Raw genomic sequence first — 16355 nt, 5'->3', positions numbered from 1 at the left:
GAGCGGCGTACAGATCCGAAGAGCCCGAGACGGGGGGCGGTTCCGATGAGACCGAACGGGGTGTGTTTCACGTGAAACTTCCGGGCCATGACGCGATCGCCCGCCAAGCGGGCGAACATCTCGTGACCCATCGGGTGAAGCTCCCGCGGAAAATCGTGGAACGCCCGATCCGCCAGGTCGTCAAGCGTCTGGCGATGGCTCTGGCGCTGCTGGTCGCCACGGCGGTGATCGTCTGGGCGGACAGGGACGGTTACAACGACAACTCGGACGGCTCCGTCGATTTCCTGGACGCCCTGTACTACGCGACCGTCACCCTCTCCACCACGGGATACGGCGACATCACCCCGGTCAGCGACGCCGCCCGGCTCACCAACATCTTCGTCATCACGCCGCTGCGTGTGCTGTTCCTGATCATCCTGGTCGGCACCACGCTGGAAGTCCTCACGGAACGGACCCGTGAGGAGTGGCGGCTGAACCGCTGGAGGACGGCCTTGAGGGATCACACCGTCGTTGTCGGCTTCGGGACCAAGGGGCGGTCGGCCATCGAGACCGTCTGTGCGACCGGGCTGAAGAAGGAGCAGGTCGTGGTCGTCGACCCGAGCTCCAAGGTGATCGAGGCGGCGACGGCCGACGGCTACGCCGGAGTGATCGGCGACGCGACGCGCAGCGACGTGCTGATGCGGGCCGAGGTCCGCAAGGCGCGGCAGATCATCATCGCCACCCAGCGGGACGACACCGCCGTACTGGTCACGCTGACCGCCCGGCAGCTCAACCGCTCGGCGAAGATCGTCGCAGCGGTGCGGGAGGAGGAGAACGCGCCGCTGCTCCAGCAGTCCGGCGCCGATGCCGTCATCACCAGCGCCAGCGCCGCGGGCCGCCTGCTCGGGCTCTCGGTGCTCAGCCCCGCCGCGGGCATGGTCATGGAGGACCTCATCCAGCAGGGCACCGGTCTCGACATCGTCGAACGACCGGTCATAAAGGCCGAGGTGGGCAAGGGCGTACGCGAGACGGACGACCTGGTGGTGAGTGTCGTACGGGGACACCGGGTGCTCGGCTACGACGATCCGGCCGTCGGATCACTCCAGTTGACGGACCGTCTCATCACCATCGCGCGGGCCACCCCCGGTACCCAGGTCACCCCCGACATCCGGCCGCTGCCGCGGACCTGAGCCGCCGGTACCCCGGCCCGGAGGGCCGGTCGGGTCCGGTGATGCCACGCGCGGCGGCCGAGCCGCGTCACCGCGTTCCCGAGGAGTAGCGTCCCCCTCATGTACGCGATCACGATTCCTGAACCTGGTGGGCCCGAGGCGCTGGTGTGGGACGAGGTCCCGGACCCCGTACCCGCCGATGGAGAAGTGCTGGTGGAGGTGGCGGCCAGCGCCGTCAACCGTGCCGATCTGCTGCAGCGGCAGGGCCTGTACGACCCGCCGCCCGGGGCGTCCCCGTACCCGGGGCTCGAATGCTCGGGCCGTGTCGTCGCCCTCGGTCCCGGCGTCTCGGGCTGGGCGGTCGGCGACGAGGCGTGCGCGCTGCTCGGGGGCGGTGGATACGCCCAGAAGGTCGCCGTGCCGGCGGGGCAGCTGCTGCCCGTGCCCGCGGACCTGGACGTCCGGCAGGCCGCCGCGCTGCCGGAGGTGACCTGCACCGTCTGGTCGAACGTCTTCATGGTGGCCCACCTGCGCCCCGGCGAGACCCTGCTGGTGCACGGCGGATCCAGCGGCATCGGCACCATGGCGATCCAGCTGGCGAAGGCGGTCGGTGCGAGAGTCGCGGTGACGGCGGGCAGCAAGGAGAAGCTCGACTTCTGTGCCGAACTCGGCGCGGACATCCTGATCAACTACCGCGAACAGGACTTCGTCGAGGAGATCAAGCAGGCCACGGACGGCGCGGGTGCCGACGTCATCCTCGACAACATGGGTGCCAAGTACCTCGACCGGAACGTGCGGGCCCTCGCCGCCAACGGACGGCTGGCGATCATCGGCATGCAGGGCGGCATCAAGGGCGAGTTGAACATCGCCACGCTCCTCAACAAGCGTGCCGCCATCAGCGCGACCTCGCTGCGCGCCCGTCCGCTCGATGAGAAGGCGGCCATCGTGGCAGCGGTGCGGGAGCATGTGTGGCCGCTGATCGACTCCGGTCACGTACGTCCGATCGTCGACCGTGAGCTGCCGATGAGCGACGCGGCGGAGGGCCACCGGGTCCTGGAGGCCAGCGGGCACATCGGAAAGGTGCTGCTCGTGACCTCCTAGCGGCCGCTCGTCCGGCACGGGGCAGGTCACGGGGCTCACACCGCTCACGGGGCACGTGCACGGGGCTCGCGCCGTTTCACGGGGCACGTGCACGGGGCTCGCGCCGCTCACGGACCTTGTGCACTCACGAGGGCCGTGCCGCTCACGAGGGCCGTGCCGCTCACGGGACTCGCGCTTGAGCGATGCGAGCCCGGCGGACGTGCTCGGCCGTTCGGGTCACCTCCCGCTCGGCCGGGCCCCGCACGGGCCCGCCTCGCGAGGTTCCGCCATACGGGTTGCGGCCCCCTGCGGGGCCCCGCCCGTCTCAGCGGACGCGGACCCGCAGGGCCAGGAAGGCCAGGCCGAGCCCGAGGCCGATGAGGATCAGCCCGCTGCCGAGCGGCAGGATCTCGAGCACCGGCTCGGACTCGGGGTGCGCGACGGTCTGCGGCTCGGACGCCGGGTCGCTTCGTGACGGCTCGGGGGCGACGCCCGCCGCCGAGCTGTCCGGGACCGCGGCCTCGGGATCGCCGCTCGGGTCCGTGTCGGCGCCGGGGTCGGTGTCGCCGTACGTGGGCTCCGTGTCCTCGTCAGCGGTGTTCCCGGTCTCGTCGGTGTCGCCCGTGTCCTCGTCGGAGGTGTCCGAGGGGTCCGAGGTGTCCAGGTCCGGACGCCCGGGGCGGACCCGTCCCTCGCCCGCCAGACTCCCCGCGCGGGAGGAATCGGCGTTCGGTGCGGACTTCGTGGCGCGCGGCGTGGGGGTGCCGGTGGACGCGGCGGGGTCTGCGGACCGGGACGCGGAGGCGGAGGCGGTGGAGTGTGTCGTGGGATCCCCGGACCGGGGCGCGGAGGCGCTGCCGTCCGGAGTGGGTGCGGCGTACGGGGCCGGGCCGGGCGCGTGCGGCACGGGCGCGGCGGCGTACGAAGGGTGGTGGCCGGCGGCGGTCAGGATGACCAGCAGCAGTCCGGCCGTGTGCAGCGTTCGAAGCCATGGAGTCACACCGGTGACCCCCTCCCGGTACGGGTCGGGTCGCGGAAGTCGGACGGGATCAGACTCACATGACGCCGTGCGCGCGGCATCTCGACGGAGCGTGACGGTTCACCCCGGTGCGTGAACGGAACGTGGTCACTGCCCGCGGGAATCTCCACGGAGCGTGAGCGGTGTCCGCCGGGTCACGTCGACGGACCGTGACCGTCGGACGGCGCGTGGTGGAAGTCGGAGCCCGCTTACGGGGTGGATCATCCTGCGCGGGGGGCACCACCGTGATGGGGTGGAGGCGTGCGAGAGAATGGCGGCATGGAGATGCCGAGGAACGACAGGTCGCCGGAGAACCCTCAGATCCTGGTCGTCGGCCAGGACGGGATGGCTCTCGGCGGCACCGGAGACGAGGACTCCCGCGAGGTCCCGGTGACTGAGATGGTGGAACAGCCCGCCAAGGTGATGCGCATCGGCAGCATGATCAAGCAGCTGCTGGAGGAGGTGCGTGCAGCACCTCTGGACGAGGCCAGCCGGGTGCGGCTCAAGGAGATCCACGCGAGCTCCGTGAAGGAGCTGGAGGACGGCCTGGCGCCGGAGCTCGTCGAGGAACTGGAGCGGCTCTCGCTGCCCTTCACGGACGAGGCGACCCCCAGCGACGCCGAACTGCGGATCGCGCAGGCTCAGTTGGTGGGCTGGCTGGAGGGACTCTTCCACGGGATCCAGACGACGCTGTTCGCGCAGCAGATGGCGGCCAGGGCCCAGTTGGAGTCGATGCGCCGCGCTCTCCCGCCCGGGGTCGGCGGTGTCGAGGGCGACGAGGACCCTCGCTCCGGCGGCCGTTCCGGCGGGCCGTACCTGTAGGCCCAGGCCCCACCCCTGACGAGACGGAACGGGCCCGGCACCGAAGTGCCGGGCCCGCTGCCGTGGTGCTGCGGGGCGTCCCCGGGATCAGGCCGGGTCGCCCGAGGAGACCTTGAGCTCGATCTCGGGCATGTTCTTCGGGTCGACGTCCGTGTCGGCGGAGGGGAACTGATCCATGATCGTGTCCTCGCCGTAGGTGTTCTCGTCGACGCGGGTCACCTTCATCTGCCAGCCGGCGGCCTGGAAGCAGGACTTCACCGACTTCAGGTTCTTGTACTGGAAGTCCGGGACCTGGATCTTGTCCGGGTCGTCGTAGGACTCCGTGGGGTCGGTGCACTTCTCCGTCTCGATCGTCTTCGACGTGTCCGGACCCTTGTGCCCCGCCACCACGGTCGGCGACTTGCTGGCGTCTCCGCCGCCCTTGTTGTTGTCGTCGCTGCCGCCGTTCATCGCGATCGCCGTGATCAGGCCGCCGATCGCGACGAGAGCCACCACGATCGACCCGATGACGATGCCGCGGTTGCTCTTGCGACCGGAGCCACCCGCGGCGGGCGACGAGGCCTGGGGCGACAGGTTGTACGGCGGGGGCGTCGACGTGCCCTGCTGCGGGGAGTACGCGGAGGTCTGCGGGGGCGACTGGTAGCCGCCCTGCTGCGGATAGCCGTACGCGGGGGACGGCGTCGGCGCCGGGGTCGGCGTGCCGTACGGGCCCGGCTGGTACGGCGTCTGCACGGGGCCCGGAGCCGGGGTGCCCTGGTCGACGGGCGGGAAGACGGCGGAGCCGACGCCCGCGCCGCTCGACGTCTGCGCGCCCGGCACGATGCTCGGTGCGACGGCCTGGAACGACTGGGCCACGCGCAGGCACTCGTCGCGCATCGACTCGGCGCTGGGGAAGCGCTCGTTCGGGTTCTTCTTCAGGGCGCGGGCGACCAGCGCGTCCACCGCCGGGGGCAGCGAGCGGTTGACCGAGGAGGGCGCGACCGGCTCCTCCTGGACGTGCGCGTAGGCGATGGCCAGCGGCGAGTCCGCCTCGAACGGCAGGCGTCCGGTGACCAGTTGGAACAGCATGATGCCGACGGAGTACAGATCGGACCGGGCGTCCACGCCGCGGCCGAGCGCCTGCTCCGGGGAGAGGTACTGCGGGGTGCCGACGACCATGCCGGTCTGCGTCATCGAGGTGACGCCGGACTGCATGGCGCGGGCGATGCCGAAGTCCATCACCTTGACGACGTTGCGCTTCGTCATCATGACGTTGCCGGGCTTGATGTCGCGGTGGACCAGGCCCATTTCGTGGCTGATCTCCAGCGCGGCCAGCACGTCCGCGGTGATCTTCAGGGCCTTGTCGGCGGGCATCGCCCCGTACTGCTGGATGTCCGCGTCGAGGACCGAGCCGAGCGGCTTGCCCTCGATGTACTCCATGACGATGTACGGGGTGGTCATGCCGTCGAGGTCGTCCTCGCCGGTGTCGAAGACCGAGACGATGTTCGTGTGCGTGAGCTTGGCCACCGACTGGGCCTCGCGCCGGAACCGCTCGCGGAACGCCTGTTCGCGGCCGAGCTCGGTGTGCAGGGTCTTGATCGCGACCTGTCGGTCGAGCACCGAGTCGTACGCGAGGTGCACCGAGGCCATCCCGCCCTCGCCGAGCAGATCGCGCAGCTGGTAGCGGCCGCCGGCGACCGCACGCCCCGCGTACCGGCCCTGTGCGCCGTCCTGGCTCATGTTCTGCGTCCCCCATCGGCGCGGCGGCAGCGGCTGGTTGCTCCCGCGGTCCGTGATCGATTGTCCGGCGCGACTGCTGCGATGCGACCGGTCTTCGGTGATCGATTGGCTTATTCCCGGCCAAGTCTGCCCCAGGGCACCGACACGTCAAGTTCGGTGCCCGTTCCGTGACCGTCTGCGAAAGAAGCGTCGCGGAAGCGTTACAGCCGGCGTACGCCCGGTACACAGAATTTGCACGCGCGGACCCGCGCCGGGTTTGATGGCCGGTCCATCTCACTTTCATCCCGGACCGGCGCCTTGCGCAGAGCCTGTAGCGTGGCCCGACGGAGACCGTAACAACCACCGCGCAGACCGCGGGCAGAAACGACGGCGAGGACCGATGGCACAGCAGCAGCGCGCTCAGGGCCCGTCCGACCCCGAGGCGACTGGCGGCGGTATGTCAGATGCGCCGGAGATGTGGGGTAACGGCGGGCTGGTCGGCGACGGCCGATATCGGCTGACCCGCAGACTCGGCCGGGGCGGCATGGCCGAGGTGTTCGCGGCCGAGGACGTGCGCCTCGGACGAACCGTCGCGGTCAAGCTGCTCCGCTCCGACCTGGCCGAGGACCCGGTGTCCAAGGCCCGCTTCACGCGTGAGGCCCAGTCGGTCGCCGGGCTCAACCATCATGCGGTCGTGGCGGTGTACGACTCCGGCGAGGACGTGGTCGGCCACGGTGTCGTCCCGTACATCGTGATGGAGATCGTCGAGGGCCGGACGATCCGGGATCTGCTGATCAACGCGGAGGCCCCCGGCCCCGAGCAGGCGCTGATCATCGTCTCCGGGGTCCTGGAGGCGCTCGCCTACTCGCACCAGCACGGCATCGTGCACCGCGACATCAAGCCGGCGAACGTCATCATCACCAACACCGGCGCGGTGAAGGTGATGGACTTCGGCATCGCCCGCGCCCTGCACGGCGCGCAGTCGACGATGACCCAGACCGGCATGGTCATGGGCACCCCGCAGTACCTCTCCCCGGAGCAGGCGCTCGGCAAGGCCGTCGACCACCGTTCCGACCTGTATGCGACCGGCTGTCTCCTGTACGAACTCCTCGCGCTGCGGCCCCCGTTCACCGGCGAGACGCCGCTGTCGGTGGTCTACCAGCACGTCCAGGACATTCCGGTGCCCCCCTCCGAGGCCTCGGACGCGGCGCCGCCGGAGCTCGACGGGCTGGTCATGCGCTCACTCGCCAAGGAGCCGGACGACCGGTTCCAGACGGCCGAGGAGATGCGCGGGCTCGTCCAGTACGCCCTCCAGATGCTCTACGACCAGGGCGGGCACACCGGCACCTGGAACACCGGCCCCGTCACCATGCACGAGGGTCTGCACACCCCGGCCTCCGGTTTCGCCGGCACGACCGCCCTGCCGCATCCCGGGGAGTCGGGCACCACGCAGATCCCCGCGCCGATCATCCCGCCCTACGGCGGCGGGGACGACGGCGGTTTCGAGGGGCACGGCAACCGCGGCGGCGGCCGCGGGAAGCTGTGGATGCTCGCGGTCCTCGCGGTGATCGCGATCGCGGCGGGTGTCGCGCTCGCCGTGAACAAGGCCGGCGGCGAAGCGGGCGGGGGCACGGACACCACGAAGTCGCCGAGCGCCACGCACTCCCGCACGGACGACCGGGCGAGCGAGGCGCCGAGCGACGAGGCCACCGACGAGGAGACGGACACGTCCACCGAGGGCTCGTCGAGCACCGGCGGCAACCCCGACTACACACCGTCGTACACGCCCTCCGCGAGCGACACCGCCCAGCCGACGGACGAGCCGACGGACGAGCCGACCAAGACGACGCCGACCACCGAGGAGCCGACGGAGGACCCGACGACGCCGACGGAGGACCCGACGGAGACCGTCGACCCGACGGAGGGCGGCACCGGGGCCACCGACGGGGTGGGTCCCTGACCGTGACCGTCCGGGGCTGACCGCCCCGGGGCGAGAAGACCGTCCACGCGCGCGTGCGGCCCGGAAGCGGGCGGCACGCGCGCGTTCCGTCGCAGGGATGGCACGCGCGCGTGCGGGTGCGGAGCGTCCTGGACCGCCGGTCATCCCGCGAACGCCTCGCACACGGACTCGTACTCCCGTGTCCACCACATCACCAGGGCCGAGGCCGCCGGGAACTGCGGGTCGGCACGGATGTCCCCGCGCTCGTAGTGCCAGCGCAGCATCCAGAAGTCGTTGAGGCGCTCCCACCACACGCGGTGCACGGCGGCGGCGAGTTCGGCGGGGCCGGCGTCCGCGGCGCGCCGGTACGCGCGCGCGTAGGCCCGCACTTTCGTCAGGTCGAGCGAACCGATGGGCCGCACGAAGAAGATCACCGCGGCGCGTACCGCCTCCTCGGCGCGGGGCTGGACGCCCAGCCGGTCCCAGTCGACGATCGCGGCCGGTTCCCCGTCGCGGTAGAGCAGGTTGAAGGGGTGGAAGTCGCCGTGCACCCAGCCGACCGAACCGCCGTGCGAGGGACGGCGGTCGGCGTGCCGTTCCAGCAGGGCGCGCCTCTCCAGGAGGCGGTGCCGGGCGAGCTCGTCGAAGGCGTCGGCGGGGCGCCGGCGTCGCACCATGGCGAGCAGCCGGTCGATGAGCGCGAAGGTGTCGGCGGGATCGGCGCAGGCCGCCCGTCGCGCGGGCGTGCGCCCCTGGGCCGGCATCACCCGCTCCAGACCGGCGTGCACGACGCCCAGGAGCGCCCCCAGGCGTGTGCACTGTTCGGTGCTGAGCTGTCCGCCGTGCCGGTGCCCTCCGTCGATCCACGGGTGCAGGGCGTACGCGTGGCCCCCGACCACGGCGACGGTGCGTCCGTCGGTGCCGGCCAGCGGCGGGGCGACCGGGACGCCCAGGTCGGCGAGGCGCTGGGTCGCCCGGTGCTGGCGGGCGATCGACCCGGGGTCGGCCGTCTCCGGGTCGAAGTGGTGTTTCAGGAAGTACCGGCCCCGGGTGGTGCACAGCCGGTAGCCGCGGTTCAGCAGCCCCTGGTCGACGGGGTCGCAGGTCAGCGCGGAACCGGCGGAGTACTGGCGGAGGAGGGCGCCCAAGGGGGGCGCGTGAGACACGAGGGGTGGTACGGATGAGCCCGGCACGCGCCAGATGGTAGGGCACGAGCAGGGGCTCTGACCTCGCGCTTGTCACACACAGTCGTGTTCGATCACGTGAAGGTCACAGGACGTGCCGGAACTGCCGTTCCAGGCCATCGTCCGTCGAGTGGACGGTGCAGAGCTGCGGCTCGATGCCCAGGTAGACCGGCTCGTACGGCTCGCCGTCGGCGAGGGGCGGCACCGGCCCGAAGAGCTCCAGCTGGGCCGCGGTCGGCTCGACCGGCTCGCACTGCCCCACGATCTGCACGGACCACAGGGCCTCGCCGGGCCGCGCGGAGCCCACGTTGTCGGTGCCGTACGCGACGACGCTGCCGGCGCAGGCGTCCGGACAGCCGAAGCTGCGGGACATGCGCAGCAGGACGCGCCCGTCCGACACGATGTGGCGGGCGAGCGCGAGGAGCGGCAGCGCGCGCTTGCTGGTGGCCACACGGCCGTACTCGGCGCTGCCGATCAGGTGCACGGCGAGGCGGTCGGCGCGGGACCGTCCGGCGAGGGACCGCTCGATGCGGGACCGCGTGGCGGCGGAAGGCTCTCCGGCGGGCTGGTCGTCGGCATACCTCGTGTCGGCGCGCCGTTCGTCGGTGGGCATGCCCCCAATCTCCGGCACCCGCGGACGGGGAGAAAAGAGGCGCCCGCCCCTCACCGTGGGGGCCATAAGTCCCGAATGGGCGGTCGGCGGCGCGAGGCCGGCCCGGTCCGCGCTCAGCGGCTCTGCTGCCGCTCCGCCTGTTTGCGGGCGACATAGGCGGCGGCCTGCGAGCGCCGCTCCATGCCCAGCTTGGCCAGCAGGCTCGACACGTAGTTCTTGATCGTCTTCTCGGCGAGGTGGAGCCGTTCTCCGATGACCCGGTTGGTGAGTCCCTCGCCGATCAGGTCGAGGATCCTGCGCTCCTGCTCGGTGAGCTGCGCGAGCCTGTCGTCGTCCTTGGTGCCGCCGTCGCGCAGCCGCGCCATGACGCGGGCCGTGGCCACCGGGTCGAGCAGGGACTTCCCGGCCGCGACGTCGCGCACGGCGGACAGGAGCTCGTCGCCGCGGATGTCCTTCAGGACGTATCCCGAGGCCCCGGCCATGATCGCGTCGAACAGGGCCTCGTCGTCGGCGAACGAGGTCAGCATCAGGCACTTGATGTCCTCGTCCCGGGACCGGATCTCGCGGCAGACCTCCACACCGCTGCCGTCCGGCAGGCGTACGTCCAGGACGGCGACGTCCGGGCGGGTGGCCGGAATCCGCACCAGCGCGTCGGCCGCGTTACCGGCCTCGCCGACCACTTCGATGTCCTCCTCGACCGACAGCAGCTCATGGACGCCACGCCGGACGACCTCATGGTCGTCGAGGAGAAATACGGTGATTTTCCCGGTTTCATGCACGGTGTCAGTGTCACACATGGTCATGGGCATTGCCCCAAGTGAACTCTTCCCGTCCCCGGGGTGGCCGGGATAACGTGCCCGTGTTCCGGCCCCTTGCAAGGCCTGTGACCAGTGCTGTGACCAGCAGGTGTTCCCCACGACTTGATGTAGTAGGAATTCCAAGTTTGAAAGTACTTGGAATTCCTACAAAAATCGCAGGTCAGGAGGGGTTTCACAGAATTGTGAAGCACTGGGTAACGTGGCTGTTGCAGGGCGCTCGCCGGGGCACCTGTCACGCCTGTTCCCGGCCGAGTGGCACCCACCCCGTGCACGGGAACCGGAACAGGCGAGCCGCTCCCCCGAGCTCGGAAAAGGGCAAGGGGGATCCCCAGCCACCCGGCAACCCCGGGGGCCGGACCGACGGAGGAGCACACGTGACCGTGGAGAGCACTGCCGCGCGCAAGCCGCGAAGCAGCGCCGGTACGAAGAGCGCCGCGAGCACCGGTACGACCGGTACGAAGAGCGCCGGCGCGACCGGCAGGAAGACCGCCGCGAGCAAGCGCACCGGCGCGGCCGCCAAGAAGTCGCCCGGCACGCCGGGCGCCGGGCCCGAGCTCGTTCAGCTGCTGACCCCGCAGGGCAAGCGGGTCAAGGACGCCACGTACGACCCGTACGTCGCCGACATCACCCCCGAGGACCTGCGCGGCCTGTACCGGGACATGGTGCTGACCCGCCGCTTCGACGCCGAGGCCACCTCCCTCCAGCGCCAGGGCGAGCTGGGCCTGTGGGCCTCGCTGCTCGGCCAGGAGGCCGCCCAGATCGGTTCCGGGCGGGCCACCCGTGAGGACGACTACGTCTTCCCGACCTACCGCGAGCACGGCGTCGCCTGGTGCCGCGGGGTCGACCCGACCAACCTGCTCGGCATGTTCCGGGGTGTGAACAACGGCGGCTGGGACCCGAACAGCAACAACTTCCACCTGTACACGATCGTCATCGGCTCGCAGACGCTGCACGCCACCGGCTACGCCATGGGCGTCGCCAAGGACGGCGCCGACTCGGCCGTGATCGCGTACTTCGGTGACGGCGCCTCCAGCCAGGGCGACGTCGCCGAGTCCTTCACCTTCTCCGCGGTCTACAACGCCCCCGTCGTGTTCTTCTGCCAGAACAACCAGTGGGCCATCTCCGAGCCGACCGAGAAGCAGACCCGCGTGCCGCTCTACCAGCGCGCGCAGGGCTTCGGCTTCCCCGGCGTCCGCGTCGACGGCAACGACGTACTGGCCTGCCTCGCGGTCACCAAGTGGGCGCTGGAGCGCGCCCGCCGCGGCGAGGGCCCCACCCTCGTCGAGGCGTACACCTACCGCATGGGCGCGCACACGACCTCCGACGACCCGACGAAGTACCGGGCCGACGAGGAGCGCGAGGCGTGGGAGGCGAAGGACCCGATCCTGCGCCTGCGCACCTACCTGGAGGCCTCGAACCACGCGGACGAGGCGTTCTTCGCGGAACTCGAGGCCGAGAGCGAAGCGTTGGGCAAGCGAGTACGCGAGGTCGTACGGGCCATGCCTGACCCGGACCACTTCGCCATCTTCGAGAACGTGTACGCGGACGGGCACGCGCTCGTCGACGAGGAGCGAGCCCAGTTCGCCGCCTACCAGGCGTCGTTCGCGGACGCAGGGGAGGGCAAGTAACGATGGCTGCGGAAAAGATGGCGCTCGCCAAGGCGATCAACGAATCGCTGCGCACGGCCCTCGACGCCGACCCCAAGGTCCTCATCATGGGCGAGGACGTCGGCAAGCTCGGTGGTGTCTTCCGGGTGACCGACGGTCTGCAGAAGGACTTCGGCGAGGAGCGGGTCATCGACACCCCGCTCGCCGAGTCCGGCATCGTCGGCACCGCGATCGGCCTGGCCCTGCGCGGCTACCGCCCGGTCGTGGAGATCCAGTTCGACGGCTTCGTCTTCCCGGCGTACGACCAGATCGTCACGCAGCTCGCCAAGATGCACGCGCGGGCGCTCGGCAAGATCAAGCTCCCCGTCGTGATCCGTATCCCGTACGGCGGCGGCATCGGTGCCGTCGAGCACCACTCCGAGTCCCCCGAGGCGCTCTTCGCGCACGTGGCGGGCCTGAAGGTGGTCTCGCCGTCGAACGCGAGCGACGCCTACTGGATGATGCAGCAGGCCATCCAGAGCGACGACCCGGTGATCTTCTTCGAGCCGAAGCGGCGCTACTGGGACAAGGCCGAGGTCAACACCGACGCGATCCCCGGCCCGCTGCACAAGGCACGCGTGGTGCGCGAGGGCGCCGACCTGACCCTCGCCGCGTACGGACCGATGGTGAAGGTCTGCCTGGAGGCCGCCGCGGCGGCCGAGGAGGAGGGCAAGTCGATCGAGGTCCTGGACCTGCGCTCGATGTCCCCCATCGACTTCGACTCCGTCCAGGCCTCGGTCGAGAAGACCCGCCGCCTGGTCGTGGTGCACGAGGCCCCGGTCTTCCTCGGTACGGGCGCGGAGATCGCCGCCCGGATCACCGAGCGGTGCTTCTACCACCTGGAGGCACCCGTCCTGCGGGTCGGCGGCTATCACGCCCCCTACCCGCCGGCGCGCCTGGAGGAGGAGTACCTTCCGGGCCTGGACCGGGTGCTCGACGCCGTCGACCGCTCGCTGGCGTACTGAGGAGAGGGTCGTGACGACGATGACTGAGAACGCGTCGGGGCTCCGCGAGTTCAAGATGCCCGACGTGGGCGAGGGGCTCACCGAGGCGGAGATCCTCAAGTGGTACGTCCAGGTCGGTGACACGGTCACGGACGGCCAGGTCGTCTGCGAGGTCGAGACCGCCAAGGCCGCCGTGGAGCTGCCCATCCCGTTCGACGGTGTGGTCCGCGAACTCCGCTTCCCCGAGGGAGTGACGGTGGACGTGGGCCAGGTGATCATCGCGGTGGACGTGTCCGGCGGTGCCGCGGAGGCACCCGCACCGGCCGCGGCCCCCGCGGCCGCCGCGGAGGCTCCCGCCGCCGAGGAACCCAAGTCCGAGGGCCGCAAGCCGGTCCTCGTCGGGTACGGCGTCGCCGAGTCCTCCACCAAGCGCCGCCCCCGCAAGGGCACCGAAGTCCCGGTCCAGCAGGCCGAGTTCCATGCGGCCACGGCGATCCAGGGCGAGCTCAACGGCCACGGCCGGGTCGCCGAGGAGCGCCCGCTGGCCAAGCCCCCGGTCCGCAAGCTCGCCAAGGACCTCGGCGTCGACCTGGCGACGGTCACCCCGTCGGGCCCGGACGGCATCATCACGCGCGAGGACGTGCACGCGGCGGTGGCCCCGGCCCCCGCTCCGGCGCCCGTCGTGACGGAGGCCCCGGCTCCCGTCCCGGCCCAGGCACCCGCGCCGGCCGTCGCCTACGACGCGGCGCGCGAGACCCGCATCCCGGTCAAGGGCGTCCGCAAGGCCACGGCGGCCGCGATGGTCGGCTCGGCGTTCACCGCGCCGCACGTCACCGAGTTCGTGACGGTCGACGTGACGCGCACGATGAAGCTCGTCGAGGAGATCAAGCAGTCCCCCGAGGTCTACGGCATGCAGGGGCTGCGGGTGAACCCGCTGCTGCTCATCGCCCGGGCCCTGCTGGTCGCGATCAAGCGCAACCCCGAGGTCAACGCGTCCTGGGACGAGGCCAACCAGGAGATCGTCCAGAAGCACTACGTGAACCTGGGCATCGCCGCCGCCACGCCCCGCGGACTGATCGTCCCGAACATCAAGGACGCGCACGGCAAGACGCTGCCCCAGCTGGCCGAGTCGCTGGCGGAGCTGGTGTCCACGGCGCGCGAGGGCAAGACGTCGCCCGCCGCGATGCAGGGCGGCACCGTCACCATCACGAACGTCGGTGTCTTCGGGGTCGACACGGGCACGCCGATCCTCAACCCCGGCGAGTCCGCGATCCTCGCGGTCGGTGCGATCAAGCTCCAGCCCTGGGTGCACAAGGGCAAGGTCAAGCCCCGCCAGGTCACCACGCTGGCGCTCTCCTTCGACCACCGCCTGGTCGACGGCGAGCTGGGCTCCAAGGTGCTCGCCGATGTGGCGGCGATCCTGGAGCAGCCGAAGCGGCTGATCAGCTGGGCGTGACCCGGAACGCCTGAAGGGGCGCCCCTCTCCATGGAGAGGGGCGCCCCTTTGGCGTATATGAGCCAAGCTGCGAATTCCCCTACAATTCCCGATCTTCGGCTGCCTAAGATCACCTCCGTCGGGCGGTACGACCAACCATCCGGCGCAGGGCGGGGGGAAAGCGGGGGCAAGGGGCTGCGGACGTGCCGAACTCCGCGCGCCCGGCCGGGTTTCGAGGATCCCGGCGCCGAACCGTCATCCCGTATGTGCCCGCCGACGCGGAAATGCTGCGGCGGGCCCACTCTTACGGACGTGGGCCCTTCTCGAAAGGAATTCCCTTGACGGTCGGAAAGTCTCTCGCCACGTTCGCGCTCGTGGGCGGCGCGCTCGCCGGCGGCATCGCCTTCGCCTCCCCGGCGGCCGCCGTGAGCAGCTGCTCGGACGCGTTCACCCACCAGTTCGACATCATCTTCCCCGGCCAGAAGCCCGAGACGACGTACTACATAGAGAACTGTGCCGACGTCACCTCGGGGAAGGTGACCGCGTCGAGCAACGTCACGTGGAACATCGTCGACGACCAAGTGATCGACAACGGCAAGAGGTTCACCTCGTTCAAGATCACCACGCGGATCGAGTCGCGCTCCGACTCGGGCGGCAGCGACACCGTCGTCTCGTCGAAGACGTGCGACTGGACGTCCCTGTTCAACAGCAACTACTCGGGCCCCGGTGAGCCCGGTCCCGCGAGCACCTGCACCGTGCCGTCGGTGACGTACAACAAGGACCTGTACTGGTCCTCGGACTCGACCGTCGTCTACGACATCGAGGGTGACGGCAAGGGCGCGATCACCAAGGATCTCTACGGCTCGCCGCTCATGCACGGCTGACCGGGAACGGCCTGACCGGGAGCGTCCGCCCGGGAACGGCGAAGGGGCCCGCCGCGTGTCGCGGCGGGCCCCTTCTCGCTCGTGTGCGGCCCTACCTGGCGAAGCCGTAGGTGAGCAGCTTCTTGGCGTCCGAGGTGCGGGCGGTGATCGAGGTGGAGGCGAGCACCGTGCCGATGACCGTCTTGCCGTTGCGGGTGGCGGCGAAGACCAGGCAGTACTTGGCCTCGGGGCCGGAGCCGGTCTTGACGCCGATGGTGCCGCTGTAGCCGGTCAGCAGGGGCTTGTTGGTGTTCTCCCAGTCGTAGTACCGGTAGCCGCCGCTCTTGGTGGTGGCCTTCTGCCGGGTGTTCTGCGTCTTCACGATCGTCTTGAACGTGGAGTTCTTCATCGCGCTGCTGGCGAGCTTCGTCAGGTCGCGCGGCGTCGAGTAGTTGGAGCCGTGGCCGATGCCGTCGAACGAGTCGAAGTGCGTGTTCGTCAGGCCGAGGCTGCGCGCGCTGGAGTTCATCTTGCCGATGAACGACTTCACGCGGGCGGCGCGGGTCGTGCCGGTGCCGAACTTGTCGGCGAGGGCGTACGCGGCGTCGCAGCCGGAGGGCAGCATCAGCCCGTACAGGAGCTGACGGACGGTGACCTTGTCACCGACGATCAGGTGGGCCTGCGAGGCGTTGTTGGCGACGATGTAGTCGCTGTACGCCTTCTGGATCGTGACCTTGGCGTCGAGGTTCAGGTTCGACTGGGCCAGCACCACCTTGGCCGTCATGATCTTGGTGGTGGAGCCGGTGGAACGCCTGGTGTCCGCGGCCTTGGTGTAGAGGGTCGTGCCCGTGCCGTTGTTCATCACGTAGCCGCCCTTGGCGGCGATCGTGGGCGTGGTCACGGCGCCCGCGGGTGCCGCGCCGAAGGCTCCGGCCGCCAGGACGGCGCCGGTCGTGACGGTCACAGCGGCGGCCCTGCGGAAACGCGTGCCCTTAATGCCGGTAATCAAAATGAACGCTCCGAATGCGCGAAATGCCCCTGGGAGGTCGGCACATGAGAGTGCCGTCTCACGTACGGACTCTTGAGGCGCGCAAAGGGATGTACGGCGATGGGGTGGGAATTGTGTGACCTGGGTTACATGAGGGGG

General features: G+C 70.5%; 14 protein-coding genes. 8 read left to right on the top strand and 6 right to left on the bottom strand.

What is annotated here, in order from left to right; translation table 11 throughout:
• Positions 1-62 precede the first annotated feature (62 nt).
• Both ABEB03_RS01705 and ABEB03_RS01700 read left to right on the top strand, forming a co-directional pair.
• A complete protein-coding gene (locus ABEB03_RS01705; protein WP_345640074.1) occupies positions 63-1169 on the top strand; it encodes a potassium channel family protein in 1107 nt (368 codons plus the stop codon).
• Between the two features lie 99 nt (positions 1170-1268).
• Positions 1269-2249: an NAD(P)H-quinone oxidoreductase gene (locus ABEB03_RS01700; protein ID WP_345640072.1), complete on the top strand. Its 981-nt coding sequence runs from the start codon at positions 1269-1271 to the stop codon at positions 2247-2249.
• 304 nt (positions 2250-2553) lie between these two features.
• Here the strand turns inward: ABEB03_RS01700 and ABEB03_RS01695 are convergent, their stop codons facing one another.
• A complete protein-coding gene (locus ABEB03_RS01695) occupies positions 2554-3228 on the bottom strand; it encodes a hypothetical protein (RefSeq protein ID WP_345640070.1) in 675 nt (224 codons plus the stop codon).
• 297 nt (positions 3229-3525) lie between these two features.
• Here ABEB03_RS01695 and ABEB03_RS01690 point away from each other — a divergent pair, with 297 nt between their 5' ends.
• Positions 3526-4068, top strand: coding sequence for a bacterial proteasome activator family protein (locus ABEB03_RS01690; RefSeq protein WP_095935496.1), 543 nt, complete (start codon positions 3526-3528; stop codon positions 4066-4068).
• Between the two features lie 87 nt (positions 4069-4155).
• Here the strand turns inward: ABEB03_RS01690 and ABEB03_RS01685 are convergent, their stop codons facing one another.
• Positions 4156-5787 carry a protein kinase domain-containing protein gene (locus tag ABEB03_RS01685; RefSeq protein ID WP_345640066.1) on the bottom strand — a complete coding sequence of 544 codons (1632 nt, stop codon included), beginning with the start codon at positions 5785-5787 and terminating at the stop codon, positions 4156-4158.
• A gap of 379 nt (positions 5788-6166) precedes the next feature.
• Here ABEB03_RS01685 and ABEB03_RS01680 point away from each other — a divergent pair, with 379 nt between their 5' ends.
• Positions 6167-7726 (top strand): protein kinase domain-containing protein, encoded by a 1560-nt coding sequence (locus ABEB03_RS01680; protein WP_345640064.1) that lies wholly within the window; start codon positions 6167-6169, stop codon positions 7724-7726.
• 140 nt (positions 7727-7866) lie between these two features.
• Here the strand turns inward: ABEB03_RS01680 and ABEB03_RS01675 are convergent, their stop codons facing one another.
• The 3 genes from ABEB03_RS01675 to ABEB03_RS01665 form a co-directional block, all read right to left on the bottom strand.
• Positions 7867-8871: a phosphotransferase gene (locus tag ABEB03_RS01675; RefSeq protein ID WP_345640599.1), complete on the bottom strand. Its 1005-nt coding sequence runs from the start codon at positions 8869-8871 to the stop codon at positions 7867-7869.
• 103 nt (positions 8872-8974) lie between these two features.
• Entirely contained in the window at positions 8975-9502 is a 528-nt protein-coding gene (locus tag ABEB03_RS01670) for a pyridoxamine 5'-phosphate oxidase family protein (RefSeq protein WP_345640062.1), read from the bottom strand.
• 113 nt (positions 9503-9615) lie between these two features.
• Entirely contained in the window at positions 9616-10281 is a 666-nt protein-coding gene (locus tag ABEB03_RS01665) for a response regulator transcription factor (RefSeq protein WP_345640060.1), read from the bottom strand.
• Between the two features lie 413 nt (positions 10282-10694).
• Between ABEB03_RS01665 and pdhA the strand changes: the two genes are divergently transcribed.
• The 4 genes from pdhA (at position 10695) to ABEB03_RS01645 (ending at position 15229) form a co-directional block, all read left to right on the top strand.
• The gene (pdhA, locus tag ABEB03_RS01660) at positions 10695-11948 is read left to right on the top strand and encodes a pyruvate dehydrogenase (acetyl-transferring) E1 component subunit alpha (RefSeq protein WP_345640057.1); all 1254 of its coding nucleotides are present in this window, start codon (positions 10695-10697) and stop codon (positions 11946-11948) included.
• A gap of 2 nt (positions 11949-11950) precedes the next feature.
• Positions 11951-12931 carry an alpha-ketoacid dehydrogenase subunit beta gene (locus tag ABEB03_RS01655; RefSeq protein ID WP_095935502.1) on the top strand — a complete coding sequence of 327 codons (981 nt, stop codon included), beginning with the start codon at positions 11951-11953 and terminating at the stop codon, positions 12929-12931.
• Between the two features lie 10 nt (positions 12932-12941).
• Entirely contained in the window at positions 12942-14366 is a 1425-nt protein-coding gene (locus ABEB03_RS01650) for a dihydrolipoamide acetyltransferase family protein (protein ID WP_345640053.1), read from the top strand.
• A gap of 317 nt (positions 14367-14683) precedes the next feature.
• A complete protein-coding gene (locus ABEB03_RS01645; RefSeq protein WP_345640050.1) occupies positions 14684-15229 on the top strand; it encodes a hypothetical protein in 546 nt (181 codons plus the stop codon).
• Between the two features lie 91 nt (positions 15230-15320).
• On the opposite strand, the gene ABEB03_RS01640 is transcribed toward ABEB03_RS01645, so the two are convergent.
• Positions 15321-16217, bottom strand: a complete 897-nt coding sequence (locus ABEB03_RS01640) for a D-alanyl-D-alanine carboxypeptidase family protein (protein WP_345640047.1) — start codon at positions 16215-16217, stop codon at positions 15321-15323.
• Between the last annotated feature and the right edge of the window lie 138 nt (positions 16218-16355).

It is taken from the genome of Streptomyces siamensis (assembly GCF_039543605.1).
Classification (GTDB): Bacteria; Actinomycetota; Actinomycetes; order Streptomycetales; family Streptomycetaceae; genus Streptomyces; species Streptomyces siamensis.
Note: the sequence above shows the minus strand (reverse complement) of the source record. Positions and strands in the feature narration are given on the sequence as shown.